The organism is Corynebacterium ammoniagenes DSM 20306 (genome assembly GCF_001941425.1).
Lineage (GTDB): Bacteria > Actinomycetota > Actinomycetes > Mycobacteriales > Mycobacteriaceae > Corynebacterium > Corynebacterium ammoniagenes.
In genome coordinates this window covers 2,508,299-2,529,487 of the sequence record NZ_CP009244.1, presented here as the reverse complement: position 1 = coordinate 2,529,487, position 21,189 = coordinate 2,508,299, and the positions used below count along the sequence as shown (strand labels likewise).

The following is a 21,189-nucleotide window of genomic DNA, read 5'->3' as shown; positions in this document are numbered from 1 at the left end:
CTGGTTCAACTTGGGCTACTAGGCTGAATTCTTATGCGAATGACAGTCTTTGGTACCGGGTATTTAGGCGTAACCCACGCAGCATGCATGGCCGAATTGGGCCATGAAGTTTTGGGCGTGGATGTCGATGACAGCAAGATTGCGGCGCTGTCCGCGGGCACGGTGCCTTTTTATGAACCCGGCCTGCCGGAGGTACTGCAGCGCAATCTGGAATCTGGCCGCTTAAGCTTTTCGACGAACTATGCCCGCGCCGCAGAATTCGCCCACGTGCATTTTTTGGGCGTGGGCACCCCGCAGCGCCACGGTTCCTATGCGGCGGATATGACGTATGTGCGCGCAGTGATTGAAGAGCTGGTTCCCATGCTCAAAGGCGACCATGTGATTTTTGGTAAGTCCACGGTGCCGGTGGGAACGGCGGCCAAGTTGCAGGAATTAGCGGATTCTTTGGCGCCGGAGGGCACTTCGGTTGAGATTGCGTGGAATCCGGAATTTTTGCGCGAAGGCTATGCGGTCAAAGACACCATTACCCCGGACCGCATCGTGCTTGGTGTCCGTGGTGGGGAAAGTGCCGCCGAGGAGATTGCGCGTGAGGTATACGCACAGCCGCTGGAGCAAGATACACCCTTTTTGGTCACTGACCTGCAAACCGCGGAGCTGGTGAAAGTCGCGGCGAATGCCTTTTTGGCGACCAAGATTTCTTTTATCAACGCGGTGTCTGAAATTTGTGAAATCACCGGCGGCGACGTGGTGGCGTTGGCGGATGCTATTGGCCACGATGACCGCATCGGCCGCAAATTCTTAGGCGCCGGATTGGGCTTTGGCGGTGGCTGTTTGCCGAAGGATATTCGCGCTTTTATGGCCCGCGCCGGCGAACTGGGTGCTGACCAGGCTTTGACCTTTTTGCGTGAGGTCGATGCTATTAATATGCGCCGCCGCGACCGCACCGTGGATTTGGCCAAGCGGGCATTCAATGGTTCGTTGCTGGGACATCGCGTCACCGTGTTGGGCTGTGCTTTTAAACCAAACTCTGATGACGTGCGGGATTCGCCGGCGTTGTCGGTGGCTGGTTCGCTCTCTTTGGGCGGTGCTGCGGTGACCGTTTATGACCCACAGGGCATGGACAATGCCCGCAAGGTCTTTCCTACTCTCAACTATGCGGACTCCGCGCACGCGGCTTTGGAGGATGCAGAGCTGGTGATTCTCGCAACCGAATGGCAAGAATTCCGCGAGCTCGACCCCGAGGCGACCGGGAAGCTGGTGGCCTCGCGTCGCATTATCGATGGCCGCAACGTTTTGGACGTGTCGGCGTGGCAGTCGGCGGGGTGGATTATCGAGGCTTTGGGCCGATCTGTGAATAACTTGGCCTAGTTTTTCAGTTATCCACAGATTTGCTGGTTTTGCTCCGATCAAACCTTGGCAGGGTTGCGCGGTGGGCTTAGGCTCAGATTTATGACTGATGCTTATACTTCGTATCTCGCCGCGAAAGCCAGCGGCTGGGATGTGTTGTTGGCATTTCATCAGCGCGCCGGCACGCAGCAGGCCAGCAGTATTGCCCGTCGCGATGGAATTGCGGAGTCCGAGGTAAAACTCCTGCAGCGGATATATAAAAACATTAAACCGCGCAATAAAATCGCGGCGAAGCTGCGGTTGAGCTTGGATATGTTGTCGTTGGTGTCCAAGTACATTGGCAAGGTGGACGCACGGCTTAACGATGTCCCCTCGATTCTGAGCACCATGCTCAAAGCCTGTGAGAATGCCACGTTGCATGAAGCAGCGACTCGGTTGCGCAAGATTGTGTCCTCGGCGGAGCGGGGTGCGCGCACCCGGCGGACGAACCGTCTAAATTTTGCCAAGCAGCCGGATGAAAATGGCATGCTGCACCTGATGGGGAAGTTCAAATCCGATCAGGCGCGGGCGATTATGGCGGCAGCGGATCCGTATATTAAGTCGGCGATGAAAAAGAACCCATCGCTGCAGTATGACCAGATGTTGGCTAATTGGGTGATTAATCGTTTGCTCAATGGCACCACGGATGATGTCTCTGAAGCGAGCATTACTTATACGCCCAGGATCATCTTCTCCGGGGATCCGAATGTGGATATCGAGCGCGGATACTTAAATACGTTGTCTGGGGCGCAGATACCGCTGGATGAGGCAGTGAACCTGAAACTTGTCGGCACCGGTTATGTCGCGCTGACAACGATTCATGATGGCAAAGCCCAGTTGGAAACTATCGCGCCGATTATTCGCGAGCGCTATTCCACCGGACTGCACCGCGTGGGAGTTATCTTAGAAAACCTAGTGTGCGCGCATGAAGCGTGCAATCTGCCAGGGGTTTTATGCGCGGCGCACCATATTCGCTCCGTGGGCTATCACGGCGGGGAGACCAGCTGGGAAAACACCGTGAGCCTGTGCGGACCGCACAATGCGCGCAACGATGACAATCCCAACGCCCCGCCGAAAAACGGTCGCATTGAGCGTGATGAACACGGTTGGGCGGGGCGTCAAGAAGAGCCTGGGGGACCCATCTACCACAATCCGAACCCACAATTTCGGGAAGGATGGCGCGGAACCGCGCACGATATTGCCGATAATTTTACTGCTTATAACTCACCAGGAAGTTGCCGAGACGTTCAATAGCTTCTTCCAACTGAGAAACCCAGGGGAGGGTGACAATTCGGAAGTGGTCGGTAGTCGGCCAGTTAAATCCGGTGCCTTGCACCATGAGGATTTTTTCTGAGCGCAAAATATCTAACATCAACTTGGTGTCATCGTGGATCTCATACACGTTCGGGTCCAAGCGCGGGAAGGCGTAAAGCGCGCCCTGCGCCTTAGTCACCGAGACACCAGGGATCTCGTTGAGCTTTTCAAAAGCCACATCGCGCTGGCGATGCAAGCGGCCGGATTCTGCGGTGAGCGCATAAATCGATTGCTTGCCCCCGAGCGCGACCTGGATAGCGTGCTGCGCCGGCACATTCGGGCACAAACGCGTGCCGGCCATCAGGTCTAAGCCCTCGATAAAGCCCGCAGCGTGGTCTTTCGGGCCCGTCAGCACCATCCAGCCGGCGCGGTAGCCAGCAACGCGGTAAGCCTTCGACAGACCGTTGTAGGTAATGCACAACAAGTCCGGCACCAAAGAGGCCATGGAGATGTGCTGGACATCGTCGTAGATGATGCGGTCGTAGATTTCATCGGCAAGCACCAGCAAGGAGTGCTTACGAGCGATCGCCGCAATCTTTTCCAAAACCTCGCGGGAATACACCGCGCCGGTTGGGTTATTGGGGTTGATGACCACAATCGCCTTGGTGCGCTCGGTAATCTTCGATTCAATATCTTCAATCGAAGGATTCCACTCATCTTCCTCGTCGCAGATATAGTGCACCGGCGTGCCGCCAGACAGGGAAGTAGCCGCAGTCCACAACGGGTAGTCAGGGGCGGGGATAAGCACCTCGTCGCCATCGGAAAGCAATGCCTGCATGGTCATCATGATGAGCTCGGAGACACCATTGCCCAAGTAGACATCATTGATATCAAAAGCCGGGAAATCCTCCAGCTCATAGCGGGTATAAATAGCCCGGCGCGCAGAGACAATACCCTTGGAGGTGGAATAGCCCTGGGCAGTCGGCAACGCCGCAATCATATCCCGCATGATGACGTCAGGAGCATCAAAACCAAAAAGCGCCGGGTTGCCGGTATCTAGGCGCAGAATGCGGTTGCCGTCCATTTCCATGCGCTCCGCCTCCGCTGATACCTCGCCGCGAATGTCGTAGGCGACATTGCGCAGTTTGTCGGCTTGGTCAAGGATTCGAAGTCGTGGAGAAGTCATAGCAATATTGTGCCACAACTATTTCTTATTCCACCTCGATAGCTGCCGTTGCGCAATTCCGAAGGCTTCATCGGAAAGTTGGCTCCATTTATCCTTGCGCTGGGCTTCAATTTCGCGCTTGCGTTGCCGCTCGAGCTGGCGAATTGACGGGGTGTGCCAACTATCGGGGCCAATTTTCATCACATACAGCAATACCCAAATAATCGGCACGGCAACCAGGCAGGCAATACCAGCAAAGGTTGTACCAGTGGCGATGAGAACAGGGCCGATAGAAAAACCCAGGAGGGTAGAAATCAGGGCAATACCAGCGCGGGTCTTGCGGCCATCGGCGCGCAGCTTATCGATGTCAGCCCGCGAAAATTCCTTAATCTCCTCATTACGCAGCGCTGGAATATCTTTGAGCACGGGCACTAAATCTTTGCCGAGGGTAGCGTGCATGACCTCGTTGGAGCGATCCTCAAATTCGTCCATGCTCAAGCGACCCTCGCCCACCGCGCGTGCGAGCTGGTTTATCGCGTCATTGCGGTCATTGTCAGATAACCGGATGTCTTTGTCGTTCATTACCTCATAAGTATACGACCGGCACGCGACTTGCACGTTGTATAACCGCGTCCCAGTCAATGGGGTACTCCGGGCAGCCCCCGCTCCAGGTGGTATATGCCACCCCGCGTGCGCGCAGGAGGGCTTCGGCATCGGCGTGGAGGATTTCGGCCATGGTGAGGTCGATACCAATGCGGATATTGCCAAATAGCCGCAAGGAGCCTTCCCCAGGGCAGTTATTGATTAGCCCAAAGGGCGCGGGTTCTTCTGTAAATAGGTCCACGGACATGCCGGCGCGGACGAGGTGTTCTGCGGTCTGTAGGCTCGATGCGGCAGAGCCAACTACGGAAACACGGGTCATAATAACTCCTTTATAGACTGCTTTGTCTATAAAAATAGACCAAGTGTTTCAGTTTGGCGAGATATTTATTCTTCCTAAACTGCCCGCTTAGCCCGCTAAAACTTTCGCCAGGGTGTATTAAACAGCTAATCCGCTTAAGGTAATGGGCATGACGGACCTACTTAACGCGGGCAAGAACTACAGGGATGCATCGATAAGCCCCGAAGGCACACGCGATACTGCGCCGCTTTCGGCTGATGTAGCCACAACCAACCAAGCTTTGGTGGATAAATGGGCAGATAAGCTTTTCGATGCCTCCGCCACCGACATCATGGCCTGGGCCGCCGAGCATGCGCCAGGGCGCATCGCGGTGACCATGTCGATGGAAAATACCGTACTCGCCGAACTCGCCGCGAAAGCGGGCCTGGATGCTGACCTGCTATTTATCGATACCGGCTTTCACTTTCCTGAAACCCTGGACACTGCCGACGCCGTAGAAAAGCGCTACCCGCAGCTGCCTTTAAAGCGCATTACCCCGCTGCTTAGCCCTGCGGAACAAGACGAGGTCTACGGCGCGCGCATGTATAGCTGGGACCTGGCGGCGTATAACCGCATGCGCAAAGTCGAACCGTTGAATATGGCCATGGACCCGTATGTCGGCTGGGTTACCGGGCTGCGCCGAGCGGACTCGGAACACCGCGCGAGTGCCCCAGCCTTGAGCCTGGACCGGACGGGGCGGTTGAAAATCTCGCCGATTATTACCTGGGACTTAGCCGATACCGACCGCTACATTGCCGAGGAAGACTTAGTCATCCACCCGCTGACCTTGCAGGGCTACCGCTCAATCGGTTGTGCGCCGGTAACATTCCCGGTTGGCGACGATGATGATGCGCGCTCTGGTCGCGTTTTTGCCGATGGCAAGACCGAATGCGGACTGCACGAATAATTTATAAAAAGGATTGTTAATTTCATGACTACTACTCTCTCGCCGCACCTGCAGGACTTGGAGAATGAATCCATCCACATCCTGCGCGAGGTGGCTGGCCAATTCGACAAGGTAGGCCTGCTGTTTTCTGGCGGCAAAGACTCCTGCGTTGTCTTCGAACTCGCGCGCCGGGCTTTTGCGCCTCAAACCGTGCCTTTTGAATTAGTCCACATTGATACCGGACATAACTTCCCCGAAGTTCTGCAATTTCGCGATGAACTCGTGGCAGAAACCGGCGCACGCCTGCACGTTGCGAAAGTCCAAGACTGGATTGACCGCGGCGATTTGCAAGAGCGCCCCGATGGCACCCGCAACCCGCTGCAGTCCGTGCCGCTGGTAGAAACCATCGCCGAGCGCGGCTACGACGCCGTACTCGGTGGCGCGCGCCGCGATGAAGAACGAGCACGCGCGAAAGAACGCATCTTCTCCGTCCGCGATTCCTTCGGCGGCTGGGACCCACGCCGCCAGCGCCCCGAGCTGTGGGATCTGTACAACGGCGGCAAGATGGCCGGCGAGAATATCCGCGTCTTTCCCATCTCCAACTGGACCGAAGCAGATATCTGGGAATACATCGGTGCGCGCGAGCTGCGCCTGCCAGAGATTTACTACTCCCACCAGCGCAAGCTGTTTAACCGCAACGGCATGTGGCTCTCACCGGGTGAATGGGGCGGACCCAACGACAATGAGCCGTTGGAGCTGAAGACCGTGCGCTACCGCACCGTGGGCGATATGTCGTGCACCGGTGCGGTGGAATCAACCGCAACCACCCCGGATGAAATCTTGGCAGAGATTTCGATTTCCACCTTGTCCGAACGCGGCGCCACGCGTGCCGATGACAAACTATCCGAATCTGCCATGGAAGACCGCAAGAAGGAAGGCTATTTCTGATGAGCTCGGTGGCAACACTAAAAACCCGCGAGACCCTGCGCCTGTGCACCGCCGGCAGCGTCGATGATGGCAAGTCCACCTTTGTGGGCCGCCTATTGCACGACACCAAATCCGTGCTGGCTGACCAGTTGGAATCGATGGAAAAATCATCGAAAGACCGCGGCTTCGATGGTCTCGACCTATCGCTGCTTGTCGATGGCCTCCGTGCCGAGCGCGAACAAGGCATCACCATCGACGTGGCTTATCGCTACTTCGCCACGGATAAGCGCACCTTCATCCTGGCGGATACTCCCGGCCACGTGCAGTACACGCGCAACACCGTCACCGGCATGTCCACCTCGCAGGTCGTGGTGGTGCTTATCGATGCCCGCCACGGCGTCGTCGAGCAAACTCGCCGCCACCTCAATGTGGCAGCGCTGTTGGGCGTGCGACACGTGATTTTGGCCGTCAACAAGATTGACCTGGTGGATTTCTCTGAATCCGTCTTCCGCGACATTGAAGCGGACTTTACCGCGGTGGCTGACCGCTTGGGCATTGAAGATACCTCCGCGGTGCCGATCTCCGCACTGCGCGGCGATAATGTCGTCGAGCCATCGGCCAATATGCCGTGGTACGAAGGGCCAACCGTCCTGGAGCTGCTGGAATCCTATCCTGTAGCCCACGGCCGTGCGACGGAGTTAGATTTCCGCTTGCCGATTCAATACGTCATCCGCGAGCATGCCTCGGACTACCGCGGCTATGCCGGACGTATTGAAGCCGGCTCGGTGAAAGTTGGCGATACGGTCTACCTCGATGGCGGGCGTACCTCCACGGTCACCCACATCGACCGGCCGGAACCGGCAGAAAGCGCAGTCAATGGTGACTCTGTCGTGTTGCGCTTGGCGGATGATATTGACCTCGCGCGCGGAGATCTGATCTCCGGCTCGCAGCGACCAGAAGCGGTGCGTTCTTTTGAAGCCACCGTGGTGGCGTTGACTGAAAAAGATTTGCGCGTGGGACCGATGTACAAGATCCGCTATGGCTCCAAGGTGGTCAAGGGCCGAATTACCGCGATTGAGCGGGCGCTGGATCTGGACAACGTTGCAGACGACGTGCTGGAACCAGAGAAAGTCGCGCTCAATGACATCGCGCACATCAATGTTGAGGTCGCGGAAGAACTCCCTGTTGAAGACTATGCAGCGCGCGGCGCGGTCGGAAATTTCTTGGTGACCGATTCCTCGACAGGAAATACCCTCGCAGCCGGGCTGATTGGGCATCGTCTGCGCTAGTCTGGAGTTCATGAGTGAACATCCAGTAGATCAATATAATGTCGGCCAGCTAGTCTCCGGAGAGAGCTTGGCTGGCCGCACACTTTTTGTCGCAGCGGTCCACGGCGAGGCAGAACGCCTGCCGCAAAATGTGCCGCTGCTGATTACCGGCATCGGCACGGTGCCCGCGGCGATTTCCGTGAGCACCGTGCTGGCACGCGCGCAGGCGCAGGGGGCAATGCCCGCGCGCGTGGTCAACGTCGGCACCGCCGGCGCACTGCGCGGGGGCTTAGCCGGAGTTTATGAAGTCGACCGGGTAACCAAGCACGATTTCCACTTAGATGATCACTCCGGCATTGCAGAATATTTGCTGCCGGATGTTATCGAATTGCCGACCTCGGGTCGTCTACCCACCGCTGGCTTAGCAACCGGCGATCAATTCGTCGGTGATGTTGAAACCCGCGACCGTTTAGCCAAAACCTCAAGCCTGTGCGATATGGAAGGCTACGCCGTTGCCGCAGCCGCCGGCCTGTTCGGCGTTCCAGTGACATTATTGAAGCAGATTTCGGATTCTGCGGATGAACTAGCGGAAGAAAGCTGGGCCCAAGCCGTGCCACAAGGTGCGCGTCAACTGTTTACCGCTTTGGGTGAACTTGGACTATTGGAAGAATAATGACAGAAAAACCAGACCAAGAATTGGTAGCTGACGATCAAGACAGCGTCGGTCACGATATCGCGGAAGAAGATCCCGCGGTTGATAATAAAACGACGGTCATGGGCGATGACGCCCGTGGCATCACCAGCTTGTCGTGGCGGTTTATCGTCATCGTGGCAGCGTTGGCCGTGGCAGGGTTCCTGCTGTACTTCGTGTGGGTCGGCCTTCTGCCCGTCATTTTGGCAATCCTACTGTCCTCGGTATTAGCACCGGTGACCTCTAAGCTGCGCAGCTGGAAATTCCCACCTGCGCTGGCATCGATTTCCACGCTGTTGGGCTTATTGCTCATTATCGTCGGAGTCTTTACCGCCATGGGACCGGTCGTCTCCCGCCAGGGGTCGCAGTTGTGGACGCAGGCGGAAGAGGGCATCGACAAGCTCTTAGCGATGTCTGAAGACCTGCCCTTTAACATCGATGCCGAGCAGATTGACAAGCTGGTGCAAGACGCCACGTCTTTCTTGCAAGGACAAATGTCCTCGATTGCCTCTGGTGTTATCTCCGGTGCTTCGGCGGCGTCATCGGTGCTCGTGACCGTCGCCGTGATGTTTATTATCTCCTTTTTCATTCTGAAAGACGGAGACCGCTTTTTGCCGTGGGTACGCAAGTACTCCGGTTCGACCATTGGCTGGCACGTCACTGAGCTGTTTACCCGCGTGTGGAAGACGCTGGCTGGGTTTATCCAGGCGCAAGCAGCGGTCGCTTTTGTCGATGCTTTCTTCATTGGTCTGGGCCTGTGGGCCCTGGGCGTGCCGCTGGCGTTCGTGCTGGCAGTTATTACCTTCTTCGCCGGCTTTATCCCGATTATCGGTGCTGTCACCGCTGGTGTTCTGGCGGTTGTTATCGCGCTGGTTTCCAATGGTCTCGTCAACGCGCTGCTGGTCTTGGCGCTGATTTTGATTGTCCAGCAGGTCGAGGGCAATGTGCTGCAGCCAGTCTTGCAATCCAAGGCTATGGGCTTGCACGCAGCCATCGTCTTGCTGTCTGTGACCGTCGGCTCGGCGCTGGCGGGCATCATCGGCGCCTTCCTCGCGGTCCCTGTGGCAGCAACCATTGCAACCGTGCTGCGATACCACGCAGAGATGGTCTCGCTGCGCGCGAGGGAGATTGGCCCTGAAGATATAGATATACGCACCGGCGAGGCGGGAGATAATCCGGAAGAATCTCCCCGCGCTCGGGTGCGTAAACTCTACGAAGCAATGAGCTCTTAACGCTCAATACCTGCCACCGTGCGGATGATTCCGAAACGGTGCATGGTCACGGTGACCGCCTGCTCGAGCAGGTAAGGCAGCAGCTCGCGGCGGCCATCGGCAAGCACGGGCTGTGCCAAGACCACCGAATTGGACTTGACCGCAGCCTCATAGACCTCCGGCTCGACTTCGCCTAGTGCGCGAATTCGGGCCGATTCTGCATGTGCAACCTCGGCTGCGAACTCGGCTGTGTCTTGGGAAATGACGGCAATGCCGGCATCGGAAAGCTCTGCGGCGATATCGGCCGGAGCAGACATGCGAATCTCAGCCCCAGTAATGAGCGCGGCGAGCTTTTGACGCACCACATCGCGCAGCTGGTAGCCCGAGTTAACGCGAATACGCAAGACATCCAGCAGCGGGCGGTAGCGGAAGATATTGGCCTCGGCGATAAGACCAGTGCGGTCATGCTCGCGGCTAAACTCCGACTGCCATGCCAGCTGATCCAGCTCGGCAGCGCGCCAGAGCCAGGCGATATTGTCTTCACCCAGCTTGGATGCTGCCCGATCCGTAAGCCCTTGCAGAGCCTTGGTGATATTCGGGGTGATATCCACGTCGACTGGGTGCAGCTCGCCATCTTCCCAGGTACCAAACTGTGCCACGTAGTTCGGTCCGCCGGCCTTCGCGCCTGGACCCATCACGGACTTCTTCCAGCCGCCGAAAGACTGGCGCTGCACGATTGCGCCGGTGATACCGCGGTTGACATAAGCGTTGCCGACTTCGACATTGTCGATCCAGTAGCGCAGCTCGGCATCGTCCAGCGAATGAATGCCGCCGGTCAGGCCGTAGCCCGTGGAGTTTTGCCATTCGATGGCCTCTTCCAAGGTCTCGGCGTGCATGATGCCCAAGACTGGGCCGAAGCACTCGTTGAGGTGGTACCAGGAACCAGGCTGTACGTTATCGCGAACGCCTGGGGACCACAGGGTGCCTTCCTCGTTGAGCTTTTCTGGCTTAATCAACCACTTCTCGCCGGGATCCAATTGGGTCAGACCGCGCAGCAGTTTATCGCTTGGTGGCTCAACGAGGCCGTTCATCGTGGTTTCTACTTCAAAGCCGGGGCCGACTTTGAGGGTACGTACGGCATCGAGAAGCTGATTGCGCAGGCGATCTGATTTGCCGGCTGCACCGACGAAGATGACCAAGGAAGCTGCCGAACACTTCTGCCCGGAGTGGCCAAAGGCCGAGTCATAGAGATCCGCGATGGCGAGATCCGGGTCTGCGGCTGGGGTAATAATCAACGCGTTTTTGCCCGAGGTCTCGGCCGAGAGGTTCATCTCTGGGCGCCAGGAGCGGAACAGCTGACCGGTATCGGAAGCGCCGGTGAGGATGACATTGTCCACGTCCTCATGTGACATCAAGGTTTTGCCGGCATCACCTTCATCGGTGTAGACCAGCTGCACCAAATCTTTATCCCAACCGTGCGCCTCGAGTGCGGTGTGGATAGCTTCCACGACCACCTTGGCGCAGTGGACAACCTGTGGAGCTGGCTTGATGATGACCGCGGAACCTGCCGCTAGGGCCGCCATCATGCCGCCGGTAGGAATAGCAATCGGGAAATTCCATGGTGGGGTGACCACGGTGACCTCGTGCGGGGTGAACTTCGAGCGCGCGCTATCGAGCATGCGGGCGCTGTGAGCGTAGTAGACGCTGAAGTCGATGGCCTCCGAGACCTCGGGGTCTGTTTGCGTCACGGTCTTATTCGCCTCGTAGGCTGCAACGCTGATGAGCTTGCCGCGATTGCGGGCGAGTTCATCACCGATGGATTCCAGTACCTCGGCGCGCTGGTCGCCCGTTTGGGCGCCCCATTTGGCGCCGAGCTCCTGGGCCTTAGCCACGGCCTGGTTGACGGTATCTGGGTCCGTTACTTCCTCGATCCCGTGCTCGCCTGGATCATTATCCAAAGCATCCAGCGCCCAAATCCGGTTGGGCTGCAATGCTGGGTCTGTATCCGGCTCATTAACGAAGCGACCAATCGTGGGTGCTTGGCGGCCGTCTTCTTCCGTCCGGCGGTCTTGTTCACGGCGCGGACCGGCAAAGACGTCCCATCGATTAGCGACTGCGCGACGGAAAGCCTGTTCCTGCTTCTGCAACGGAGTCAGTCCTTCTTCGCCGGCCTCATCGGGTGCGAACAGGGCGTAGAGGAAGTTTTGCTCCGCGGAGTTTTCTTCCAAACGACGCACCAAGTAAGACACCGCGACGTCGAAGTCTTCCATGTGCACCACGGGGGTGTACAAAATCTGGTTGCCGAACATCTCCCGCACCGCTGCCTGCTGGGACGGGGACATGCCCTGCAGCATTTCGGAGTCCATCATGGACAACACGCCGCGCTTTTTGCCGAGCTCATAGGCCATGCCCGCGGTGTACAGGTTGTGGGTGGCCACGCCAATGCGCACGGCATCTTTAAATTCTGGGCGCAGGATGTAATCGAGCAGGCGGTAGTAGTTGGCGTCAACCTCATCTTTAGTCAGGTACGTTGCCGCTGGCCAGCCGTGGACTTCGCCCTGGACATGCTCCATGGACAAGTTGGCGCCTTTAACGAAGCGAATCTTGATGGGTGCGCCACCTGCGGCCACGCGCTCGAGCGCGAAATCAGCCAATTCCACCAGGCTGTCAAAGGTATCTGGCAGGTAAGCCTGCAGCACGATGCCGGTTTCTAGGTCTTTAAAGCGAGGCTCGCTCAGGAGTTCTTTAAACAGGCGAATGGTCAGGTGCAGGTCGTGGTATTCCTCCATGTCCAAGTTAATAAAGACGTTGGGGGAGCGCTTCGCCGCTTCATCGTAAAGCGGAAGCAAACGCTTTTTCAATCGCTTCAGCGAGCCTTCAATATCCCACGGGTTAAGCTGCGCGACCATGGACGATGCCTTGACCGACACGTAGGTCACCAGCGGGTTACGAATCAAGGCCAAGGTGCGCTCCGCACGCGAGCGCGCCTCATCTTCGCCCAAGACTGCCTCCCCGAGGAGGTTTAAATTGAGCTGCTCTCCGGATTCGGCAGCTTTCGCCAAAGTCTTATTGAGCTTGTCAGATTCCGCATCCAACACGAGGTGGCCGACCATTTGGCGCATGCGCATGCGTGCCAACGGCATGACCAAGTTCGGCAGGATCGGGCCGAAAAAGCCGCCCATACCGATGAGTAAACCATTGAAGCGGCCCAAAAATGCCGGGTCGAATTTCTCAGTAATGGCTTGGAGTGCATCTGCCGCAACCTTATCGTCTTCTGGACGCATGACGCGGTCGACGAAATCCATGGTGAAAGCCACACCATCTTCATCACGAAGCAAGGCGGCAAGCTGTTCAGTTGAGGCATCGTGCTTGTCTTCGGTGACGGTTAGCCACGTCCGTGCACGCTGGGCAGCGGCTTCTACGACAGCTTCAACGTCATCGGATTCTGGCAAGCGGGTATGTGCAGCAGTAGTCATGAAAATTTCCTCTACAAAAATAGGCCATGGGTGGGCCTGGGTTGGTGAAAACAAAGCGGCGAGGACTAGCTCAACGGCGTACCGGCGGACGGTCGCTGGAGCGGCGCTTGCGCACGAGCTCTGTGTTCAACTCTCACCCCTAACACAAGGAAATCGGATATATGCCGTAATCGTACATCTGTGAGTTAACTCAAAAAAATGGGCATCTGTAAGCTTCCTCCAATTGTATAGAAAAACCTGAAGGCGTGTCTTTTGAAGGGGTGTTTAGGATTTTCTAAAAACATTTTTACCCAGTTTACCTGCGGATATAGTGGGCTTTAAAAGAAAGTTGAGTCAGGCGGGAACAACTTTGGAACTTGTGCCGTTATACTAGTTGAGTGACCAACACTCAGGATGGCTAACAAAGTGCACAACTTTCTGTTAGTGTGGGCGAGTAGCTCATTCAAAGTTGAGTCACGTACAATCAACTTAAATGAAACCCAAGCTAGAAGGAGAACATAAATATGGGACGCGCAGTAGGTATTGACCTTGGTACTACCAACTCGGTTGTATCCGTGTTGGAAGGTGGCGAGGCTACCGTTATTGCTAACTCAGAGGGTGCACGTACTACCCCATCTGTTGTGGCTTTCGCGAAAAATGGCGAAATCCTAGTTGGCCAGTCTGCAAAGAACCAGGCAGTTACCAACGTTGACCGCACCATCCGCTCAGTCAAGCGCCACATCGGCACCGACTGGAGCGTTGATATTGACGACAAGAAGTACACCTCGCAGGAAATCTCCGCTCGCACCTTGATGAAGCTCAAGCGCGACGCTGAGGCTTACCTGGGTGAGGACGTCACCGACGCGGTTATTACTGTTCCTGCTTACTTCGAAGACGCTCAGCGTCAGGCCACCAAGGAAGCTGGCCAGATTGCAGGTCTGAACGTTCTGCGTATTGTTAACGAGCCAACCGCAGCGGCTCTTGCATACGGCCTGGAAAAGGGCGACAAGGAACAGACCATTTTGGTCTTCGACCTTGGCGGCGGCACCTTCGACGTTTCCTTGCTGGAAATCGGCGATGGCGTTGTAGAGGTTATGGCAACCGCAGGTGATAACAGCCTCGGTGGCGATGACTGGGACCAGCGCATCGTTGACTGGTTGGTAGATAAGTTCAAGGCTGCCAATGGCATTGACCTGACCAAGGACAAGATGGCCCTGCAGCGTCTGCGTGAGGCAGCTGAGAAGGCAAAGATTGAGCTTTCTTCCGCTCAGCAGGCAAGCATTAACTTGCCATACATCACTGTCGATGGCGACAAGAACCCACTGTTTTTGGACGAGACCCTGTCTCGCACCGAATTCCAGAAGATTACCCAGGATCTGCTAGACCGCACCAAGAGCCCCTTCAACCAGGTCATCAAGGATGCTGAAATGTCCGTGGGCGACGTTGACCACGTAGTCCTCGTTGGTGGCTCCACCCGTATGCCAGCAGTTTCCGACTTGGTTAAGGAATTGACCGGCCGTGAGCCAAACAAGGGCGTTAACCCAGATGAGGTTGTTGCAGTAGGTGCAGCATTGCAGGCAGGTGTTCTGCGCGGTGAGGTCAAGGACGTTCTGCTGCTCGATGTCACCCCACTGTCACTTGGTATTGAAACAAAGGGTGGCGTGATGACCAAGCTGATTGAGCGCAACACCACCATTCCAACCAAGAAGTCTGAAACCTTTACCACTGCGGAAGACAACCAGCCTTCCGTTCAGATTCAGGTCTTCCAGGGTGAGCGCGAGATGGCTTCTGCCAACAAGCTGCTCGGTTCCTTCGAGCTCGGCGGCATCGCACCGGCTCCTCGCGGTATGCCTCAAATTGAGGTCACCTTCGACATTGACGCAAACGGTATTGTCTCCGTTTCCGCCAAGGACAAGGGCACCGGCAAGGAAAACACCATTAAGATCCAGGATGGTTCCGGCCTGTCTCAGGAAGAGATTGACCGCATGGTCAAGGACGCGGAAGCACACGCTGAAGAAGATAAGAAGCGTCGTGAAGAGCAGGAGACCCGCAACAACGGGGAAAACACTGCTTACCAGACCCGCAAGTTCTTGGAAGAAAACTCCGACAAGGTTGATGACGCTATCAAGACTAAGGTCGCCGAGGCTGCCGATGCTGTCGATGAAGCTCTCAAGGGCGATGACATCGAAGCAATCAAGTCTGCAGTAGAGAAGCTGTCCACTGAATCTCAGGAGATGGGCAAGCAGATCTACGAAGCACAGGCTGCTGAAGGTGCAGAGGCTGGCGCAGCATCCGAAAACTCCGACCCAAACGTTGTTGACGCAGAGGTCGTAGACGAAGATGACGCTGATGCAGATGCATCAGAGAACAAGGACGGCGATAAGTAATGACTCAGCCGAACGGAATGTCAGAGAACCCCGGCGACCCAGAGCAGACTGACCCTGAGGCAACCTCTGCAGACCGTGCTGAGGAAGCAGCAGAGGAGGCTTCGGAAGCACAGGCAGATGCCGTCGTGGATGAAACTCTAGAAGCTGTCGCCGAAGGCGAAGCCCAGGTAAGTCCAGAGGTAGAAGCCGACATTGAAGCAAATATCGTTGACGTCGATGAGGAAGGCGAGGCTTCGGATCTCGCCGCCGAGTTGGCGGAGCGCACCGATGATCTCCAGCGCTTGAATGCTGAGTACACCAATTACCGCCGCCGCACTGAGCGTGACCGCCAGGCAGTAATTGAAAATGCTAAGAGCCAGGTGATTGCTGCCTTCCTGCCAATCTTGGATGACTTGGAGTTGGCTCGCCAGCACGGTGACCTCAACGACGGCCCGCTCAAGGCGATTGCCGATAAGATCTCCGCGACCTTAGAGAGCCAAAAGCTCGAAGGGTTCGGCGAAGAAGGCGATGCTTTTGACCCGGAGATCCACGAAGCAGTACAGGATCTTTCCAGTGGTGGAGACCAGGTAGTAGGTACCGTTCTCCGCCGCGGCTACCGCGTAGGCGACAAGCTTGTGCGCAATGCCATGGTTATTATCGCTGATGCTGATTCAGAGGACTCAGCTCAGTCTGAAAGCTAGCCAGCGTGAAAGGGGGCGTCAGGGGTGTTATTACACCAACTCTGACGCCCTTCCTGTTGTTAGTGGCAGTATTAAGAATTAAATAATTAGCTTAGAAAAAACAATAATTACTTATGACAATTTTCAATCTTCTATGAAAGGAGGAGATGCCCAGTGAGCGCAAAACCTGAATGGGCAGACAAAGATTACTATGCGGATCTGGGGGTCTCCTCGTCCGCGTCTGCAGATGAAATCAAGCGCAGCTACCGCAAACTAGCTCGCGAAAATCACCCGGACACTAATCCCGATAACCCAGAGGCATTAGACCGCTTCAAGCGGGCGGCCGAAGCCTACGACACCCTATCTGACCCCGATGAACGCAAGGAATACGATAATTTCCGCAAGATGGTCCGCTCCGGCGGCTTCGGAAGGTCAGGAGGCGCCGGATTTCCCGGCGGGTTTCGGTCGACGCAAGAAGACTTCGACCTCTCCGACATCTTCGGAAACCGGGCGTCTGGACAAGGCGATAGCGGTGGCTTTGGGGATATCTTCGGTGGCGTTTTCAACCGCGGTGGCGGTGGCGGCCGCGCAGCTCGGCCGTCGCGCGGGGCGGACGTCGAAACGGAAGTAACCCTTGAATTCCGAGAAGCAGCGAAAGGGACCACCATCCCGTTGCAGCTTTCCGGTGAGGCGCCTTGTACGACCTGCCATGGATCGGGCTCGAAGTCGGGCAAGACCACGACCTGTTCGAACTGTGGCGGCACTGGATTTGCCAGTGAAAACCGTGGAGCCTTTGCTTTCTCGAGCCCTTGTAGCGTCTGTGGCGGTTCCGGCCGTATGGTGACCGATCCTTGTGATGACTGCAAGGGCCAGGGCACTGTACACCGCACCCGCTCGATTACCGTGCGTATCCCCGCGGGCGTGATTGATGGGCAAAAGGTACGTCTTGCCGGCCAAGGCGAAGCAGGCCCCAATGGCACGCCGTCGGGAGATCTATTCGTTAAAGTCAAGGTCAAGCAAGATAAAGTCTTTACCCGCGAGGGCGATGACCTGCATGTTACCGTTCCGGTGAGCTTCTCTGAGCTGACTTTGGGCGATACCATTAACGTGCCAACTCTGGATTCACCAGTGCGTGTAAAGGTACCAGCGGGCACACCCGATGGTCGGACCTTGCGTGTACGCGGCCGAGGTGTTCCCAAGCGCGGTGGCACCGCAGGTGATCTGATGGTCACCGTCCAAGTGAAGGTTCCAACGAACTTGGATGCGGCGGCATCGTCAGCGCTGCGTACCTACGCACAGGCGGAAAAAGAGTCAGGATTTAACCCTCGCGCTGGTTGGGCTGGGAATGCATAGGAGGTGTAGTGATGAGCGAGAAAACCTTGTATGTCATCTCCGTAGCCGCCGAACGCGCGGGTATGCACGCGCAGACGCTGCGCACTTATGACCGACTCGGACTGGTAACCCCGGAGCGAACCTCCGGCGGTGGCCGTCGGTATTCGGACCGCGATATTAAGCTATTGCGCCGGATCCAGGAGCTTTCTCAAGAAGATGGCGTCAATTTAGCCGGCATTAAAGCAATTATTGAGCTGACTGAAGAATGCGACCGTTTGCGTGAAGAACGCGACGAGCTAGCTCACGAGTTGCAATCATTGCGAGCTCGGCAGGGGCAGCCGCGCGGCGAGCTAGTCCACGTGCCGCGTTCGACGTCCGTGGTGATGTGGAAACCACGTCGTCGTCGTGCGGATGATTAGCTAAAACTGCAAAGAAGACACCCGTCATAGCGGGGGACATCGTAAAAGTTGTACCCCAATGGCGGGTGTCTTGTTAATTTCATAGCCGAAAAATTCGACTTGCATTAACATGGCTGTAAACGTGACTTGGTTCATGTTCCATATATATTGCGGCGCGCATTACGCACAATGGTGTGGTGCGCATTCGAAGAGAGGCTAATCATGACTGTTTATGCACAACCCGGCACTGAAGGCTCCATTGTCAACTACCGCGAACGCTACGACAACTTCATCGGCGGCCAGTGGGTCGCACCCGCTGACGGCGAATACATGGACAATATCTCCCCAGTCACAGGAAAGGTTTTCTGCCAGGTAGCGCGCGGCAAGGAAGCAGATATTGACCTGGCGATTGACGCGGCAGAGAAAGCATTTGAAACCTGGGGCAAGACATCTGCTCAGGAACGCTCCCGGGTGCTGTTGCGCATCGCGGACGTCATCGAAGAAAACCTGGAAGAAATCGCCGTCGCAGAGACCTGGGAAAACGGCAAGGCCGTTCGTGAGACCCTCGCCGCCGATATCCCACTGGCAGCAGACCACTTCCGCTACTTCGCTGGCGCGCTGCGTGCACAGGAAGGCCGCCTGTCCCAGATCGATGAAGACACCGTGGCGTACCACTTCTACGAGCCACTCGGCGTGGTCGGACAGATTATTCCGTGGAACTTCCCTATCCTCATGGCGTCCTGGAAGATTGCCCCAGCCCTGGCCACCGGTAACTGCATCGTGCTCAAGCCAGCCGAGCAGACACCAGCGTCAATTTTGTACTTGATGGAAAAACTTGCCGATGTCATTCCAGAGGGCGTTTTGAACATCGTCAACGGCCTCGGCGATGAAGCCGGCGCGGCGCTGACCTCCAATGAGCGCATCAAGAAGGTCGCGTTTACCGGTTCCACCGCAGTGGGCAAGATGATCAACAAAAACACTGCCGAGCGCATCATCCCAGTGACCTTGGAGTTGGGTGGTAAGTCGCCATCGATCTTCTTCAAGGACATCATGGACGAAGATGACGACTTCCTGGAAAAGTGCGTCGAGGGCTTTACGATGTTCGCGTTGAACCAAGGCGAAGTCTGTACCTGTCCTTCCCGCGCGCTGATTCACGAAGACATCGCCGAAGACTTCCTGAAACTCGCCATCGAGCGCGTCAAGGCCATCAAGATTGGCAACCCGCTCGATACTGAGACCATGATGGGTGCGCAGGCATCGGTCGAGCAGATGGATAAGATCACCTCGTACCTCAAGTCCGGCCCAGAAGAAGGCGCGGAGACACTCATCGGTGGTGGAGTCAACAAGGTCGAAGGACTCGAAAACGGCTACTACATCGAGCCCACCGTCTTCCGTGGCACCAATGACATGAAGATCTTCCAGGATGAGATCTTTGGACCAGTCTTGGCAGTAGCAACCTTTAAGGACTACGACGAGGCCATCAAGATTTCCAATGACACCAACTATGGCTTGGGCGCTGGTGTGTGGACACGTGGACAAAACACCGCATACCGCGCTGGCCGCGATATCCAGGCAGGTCGCGTGTGGATTAACCACTACCACAACTACCCAGCTCACTCCGCGTTTGGTGGTTACAAGGAATCCGGTCTGGGCCGCGAAAACCACCTGATGATGATGTCGCACTACCAGGAGACCAAGAACATGTTGATCTCCTACTCGGAGAAGCCAGACGGCTTGTTCTAATCACCTGTTAGCGTGTGGCAATAATGCGCAGTCCTTCCAAAAACTCCGGGTCAGTCCAATACGAAGAGTGTGAACCCTTCGGCCTGGTGGGGAAGGGCTGCGCACCAAACATGGGCGCTGTCGGATCCACTCCGTGCACGCCGCCATAGTTGCCGCCGGTAAAAGAAATCGGGTCGCCATCGCTGGTCACAGCCACGACCGGCCCATCAAAGCCCAACAGCGAAGAGTGAGGCACACCCGCCCCGGGGCTGCCAACAAGTAGCAATTCATCGGCCGCAAGGCCCTCGCGCGCGGCGTAGCCGGAGACCACGGAGCCATAGGAATATCCGGTCACGACTTTTTTCGCCGCCGGAAAGCGGCTGCTTAAGCTGCGTTGAAAGCGCGCGAGCTCCGCACCGGCAGCTTGGGCTGGTGCCGCATGCACGGCGCCGGAAAGATTGTCCGGCGCGTTATAACCCAACCACAACGCCGTGACCCCGCCGGTGGCATGAGCAATAGAACGTGACCGCTCGATGGCGGTTGGCCAACGTGACTGCTCTGAGGAGCCCACCCCTTCGACAAAAGTGGTCACCGAACTGGGCTGGGTTTTCACACCGTGCGGATCAATGATGGCCACCATGGTGTCCTCGCCGACTTCGAGCAGGTATAAATCGGCGTTGGCATCGGCTAGCGCGCGAATCTCCGGTGGGGCTTGTGCCATGTTGAGCTCATGGATGGCGTCGAGAGAAAGTTCGCCAAAATCATCCAAGCGTCGTGGCGGTGGGGCAGCAGATGGCGTACACAAAGCATCGATGCTGCGTGCGCACGCCCAATCCAGCGCTGCGCCAAGTGAGTTGAGGTTAACCATTAAGTTCTCACTCAAGTTGCTGATTAATAACCGCTCGGTACGTTGCTGCAAGGTCGCAAAAAGTTCCAGCACCGTGGCAGCAATACTCATTCGCTCAGCCGGGGCATTTAAGCTTGTCGATGCCTCCTGCGTATTCTTCAAAGCCACATCCAGTGTTTCACCGTCGAAGCCGGCGTGGACGATGGCGCGGTGGTAATCATCGGATTGGTCACGCAGCCACCGTGCTTCGACAGCCTGCTGTCGTAAGGCCGCGGCAGCGGCGAACATTGCGGAACTATTTAGATTCATCGCAGCCGCCCCAAGTGGGCAGCCAGCCCTTCATCATCTTCGCGCATGCTATCTAATAGCGCTGTGACCGAATGCAATTGCTCGGCCGTAGCACCCGTGGAATGCGCCACCGAACGCGACCAGGAATCCGCAGCACGATTTAATGCCCCAGCGGTCAAAGACCCGGGGCCCAGGTGGCTAACTACTTGCGCAATCTGCTGCGGAAGGGTGGAAGACGTGGTGAGATCTAAATAGTCATGGAGGAGATTTTCACTGTCATTATTAAAGAAAATGTTCATGACACTTATCATTGCGGCGCCTGGAAGCGCCGTCTAGGGTGGGCACCAATAGCTTGTGGATAACGTGGTTTATA

18 protein-coding genes are annotated in these 21,189 nt (G+C 56.6%); 12 read left to right on the top strand and 6 right to left on the bottom strand.

What is annotated here, in order from left to right:
• Positions 1–33: 33 nt before the first annotated feature.
• Both CAMM_RS11590 and CAMM_RS11585 read left to right on the top strand, forming a co-directional pair.
• Positions 34–1,368, top strand: a complete 1,335-nt coding sequence (locus CAMM_RS11590; protein ID WP_040355590.1) for a UDP-glucose dehydrogenase family protein — start codon at positions 34–36, stop codon at positions 1,366–1,368.
• Positions 1,369–1,449: 81 nt separating this feature from the next.
• Entirely contained in the window at positions 1,450–2,640 is a 1,191-nt protein-coding gene (locus tag CAMM_RS11585; RefSeq protein ID WP_003847833.1) for an HNH endonuclease, read from the top strand.
• Here the strand turns inward: CAMM_RS11585 and CAMM_RS11580 are convergent.
• From CAMM_RS11580 to CAMM_RS11570, 3 genes are read right to left on the bottom strand one after another with little or no spacing between them, the layout of a single operon-like run.
• A complete protein-coding gene (locus tag CAMM_RS11580) occupies positions 2,597–3,826 on the bottom strand; it encodes a pyridoxal phosphate-dependent aminotransferase (RefSeq protein WP_003847831.1) in 1,230 nt (409 codons plus the stop codon). The genes CAMM_RS11585 and CAMM_RS11580 overlap by 44 nt on opposite strands.
• 18 nt (positions 3,827–3,844) lie before the next feature.
• Complete coding sequence (locus tag CAMM_RS11575; protein WP_003847828.1) at positions 3,845–4,387, bottom strand: DUF1707 SHOCT-like domain-containing protein; 543 nt, start codon at positions 4,385–4,387, stop codon at positions 3,845–3,847.
• Positions 4,388–4,391: 4 nt separating this feature from the next.
• A complete protein-coding gene (locus tag CAMM_RS11570; RefSeq protein WP_003847827.1) occupies positions 4,392–4,727 on the bottom strand; it encodes a hypothetical protein in 336 nt (111 codons plus the stop codon).
• Positions 4,728–4,869: 142 nt separating this feature from the next.
• Here CAMM_RS11570 and CAMM_RS11565 point away from each other — a divergent pair, with 142 nt between their 5' ends.
• From CAMM_RS11565 to CAMM_RS11545, 5 genes are read left to right on the top strand one after another with little or no spacing between them, the layout of a single operon-like run.
• Positions 4,870–5,652: a phosphoadenylyl-sulfate reductase gene (locus tag CAMM_RS11565; RefSeq protein WP_003847826.1), complete on the top strand. Its 783-nt coding sequence runs from the start codon at positions 4,870–4,872 to the stop codon at positions 5,650–5,652.
• 24 nt (positions 5,653–5,676) lie between these two features.
• A complete protein-coding gene (gene cysD / locus CAMM_RS11560; protein WP_003847825.1) occupies positions 5,677–6,579 on the top strand; it encodes a sulfate adenylyltransferase subunit CysD in 903 nt (300 codons plus the stop codon).
• On the top strand, positions 6,579–7,847 hold the full coding sequence (locus tag CAMM_RS11555; protein ID WP_003847824.1) for a sulfate adenylyltransferase subunit 1: 1,269 nt from the start codon (positions 6,579–6,581) through the stop codon (positions 7,845–7,847). The genes cysD and CAMM_RS11555 overlap by 1 nt, the downstream gene beginning before the upstream one ends.
• Before the next feature lie 10 nt (positions 7,848–7,857).
• Positions 7,858–8,499 carry a nucleosidase gene (locus CAMM_RS11550; protein ID WP_050759867.1) on the top strand — a complete coding sequence of 214 codons (642 nt, stop codon included), beginning with the start codon at positions 7,858–7,860 and terminating at the stop codon, positions 8,497–8,499.
• Complete coding sequence (locus CAMM_RS11545; protein WP_003847822.1) at positions 8,499–9,749, top strand: AI-2E family transporter; 1,251 nt, start codon at positions 8,499–8,501, stop codon at positions 9,747–9,749. Before CAMM_RS11550 ends, CAMM_RS11545 begins: the two co-directional genes overlap by 1 nt.
• On the opposite strand, the gene CAMM_RS11540 is transcribed toward CAMM_RS11545, so the two are convergent.
• Positions 9,746–13,204: a proline dehydrogenase family protein gene (locus CAMM_RS11540; protein ID WP_003847821.1), complete on the bottom strand. Its 3,459-nt coding sequence runs from the start codon at positions 13,202–13,204 to the stop codon at positions 9,746–9,748. The genes CAMM_RS11545 and CAMM_RS11540 overlap by 4 nt on opposite strands.
• A gap of 503 nt (positions 13,205–13,707) precedes the next feature.
• On the opposite strand from CAMM_RS11540, the gene dnaK reads away from it, so the two are divergent.
• The 5 genes from dnaK to exaC all read left to right on the top strand — a co-directional run bounded on the left by dnaK (position 13,708) and on the right by exaC (position 19,702).
• On the top strand, positions 13,708–15,570 hold the full coding sequence (dnaK, locus tag CAMM_RS11535; RefSeq protein WP_003847820.1) for a molecular chaperone DnaK: 1,863 nt from the start codon (positions 13,708–13,710) through the stop codon (positions 15,568–15,570).
• On the top strand, positions 15,570–16,250 hold the full coding sequence (gene grpE / locus CAMM_RS11530) for a nucleotide exchange factor GrpE (RefSeq protein WP_003847819.1): 681 nt from the start codon (positions 15,570–15,572) through the stop codon (positions 16,248–16,250). The genes dnaK and grpE overlap by 1 nt, the downstream gene beginning before the upstream one ends.
• Before the next feature lie 153 nt (positions 16,251–16,403).
• Positions 16,404–17,582, top strand: a complete 1,179-nt coding sequence (gene dnaJ, locus CAMM_RS11525; protein WP_003847818.1) for a molecular chaperone DnaJ — start codon at positions 16,404–16,406, stop codon at positions 17,580–17,582.
• An 11-nt stretch (positions 17,583–17,593) separates the two neighbouring features.
• A complete protein-coding gene (locus CAMM_RS11520; protein WP_003847817.1) occupies positions 17,594–17,980 on the top strand; it encodes a heat shock protein transcriptional repressor HspR in 387 nt (128 codons plus the stop codon).
• Positions 17,981–18,181: 201 nt separating this feature from the next.
• Positions 18,182–19,702 carry an acetaldehyde dehydrogenase ExaC gene (exaC, locus tag CAMM_RS11515; RefSeq protein ID WP_040355583.1) on the top strand — a complete coding sequence of 507 codons (1,521 nt, stop codon included), beginning with the start codon at positions 18,182–18,184 and terminating at the stop codon, positions 19,700–19,702.
• 7 nt (positions 19,703–19,709) lie between these two features.
• Here exaC and CAMM_RS11510 read toward each other — a convergent pair whose 3' ends face one another.
• Positions 19,710–20,837: an alpha/beta hydrolase gene (locus tag CAMM_RS11510; RefSeq protein ID WP_003847815.1), complete on the bottom strand. Its 1,128-nt coding sequence runs from the start codon at positions 20,835–20,837 to the stop codon at positions 19,710–19,712.
• Positions 20,834–21,115: a type 2 periplasmic-binding domain-containing protein gene (locus CAMM_RS11505; protein WP_147581088.1), complete on the bottom strand. Its 282-nt coding sequence runs from the start codon at positions 21,113–21,115 to the stop codon at positions 20,834–20,836. Before CAMM_RS11505 ends, CAMM_RS11510 begins: the two co-directional genes overlap by 4 nt.
• Between the last annotated feature and the right edge of the window lie 74 nt (positions 21,116–21,189).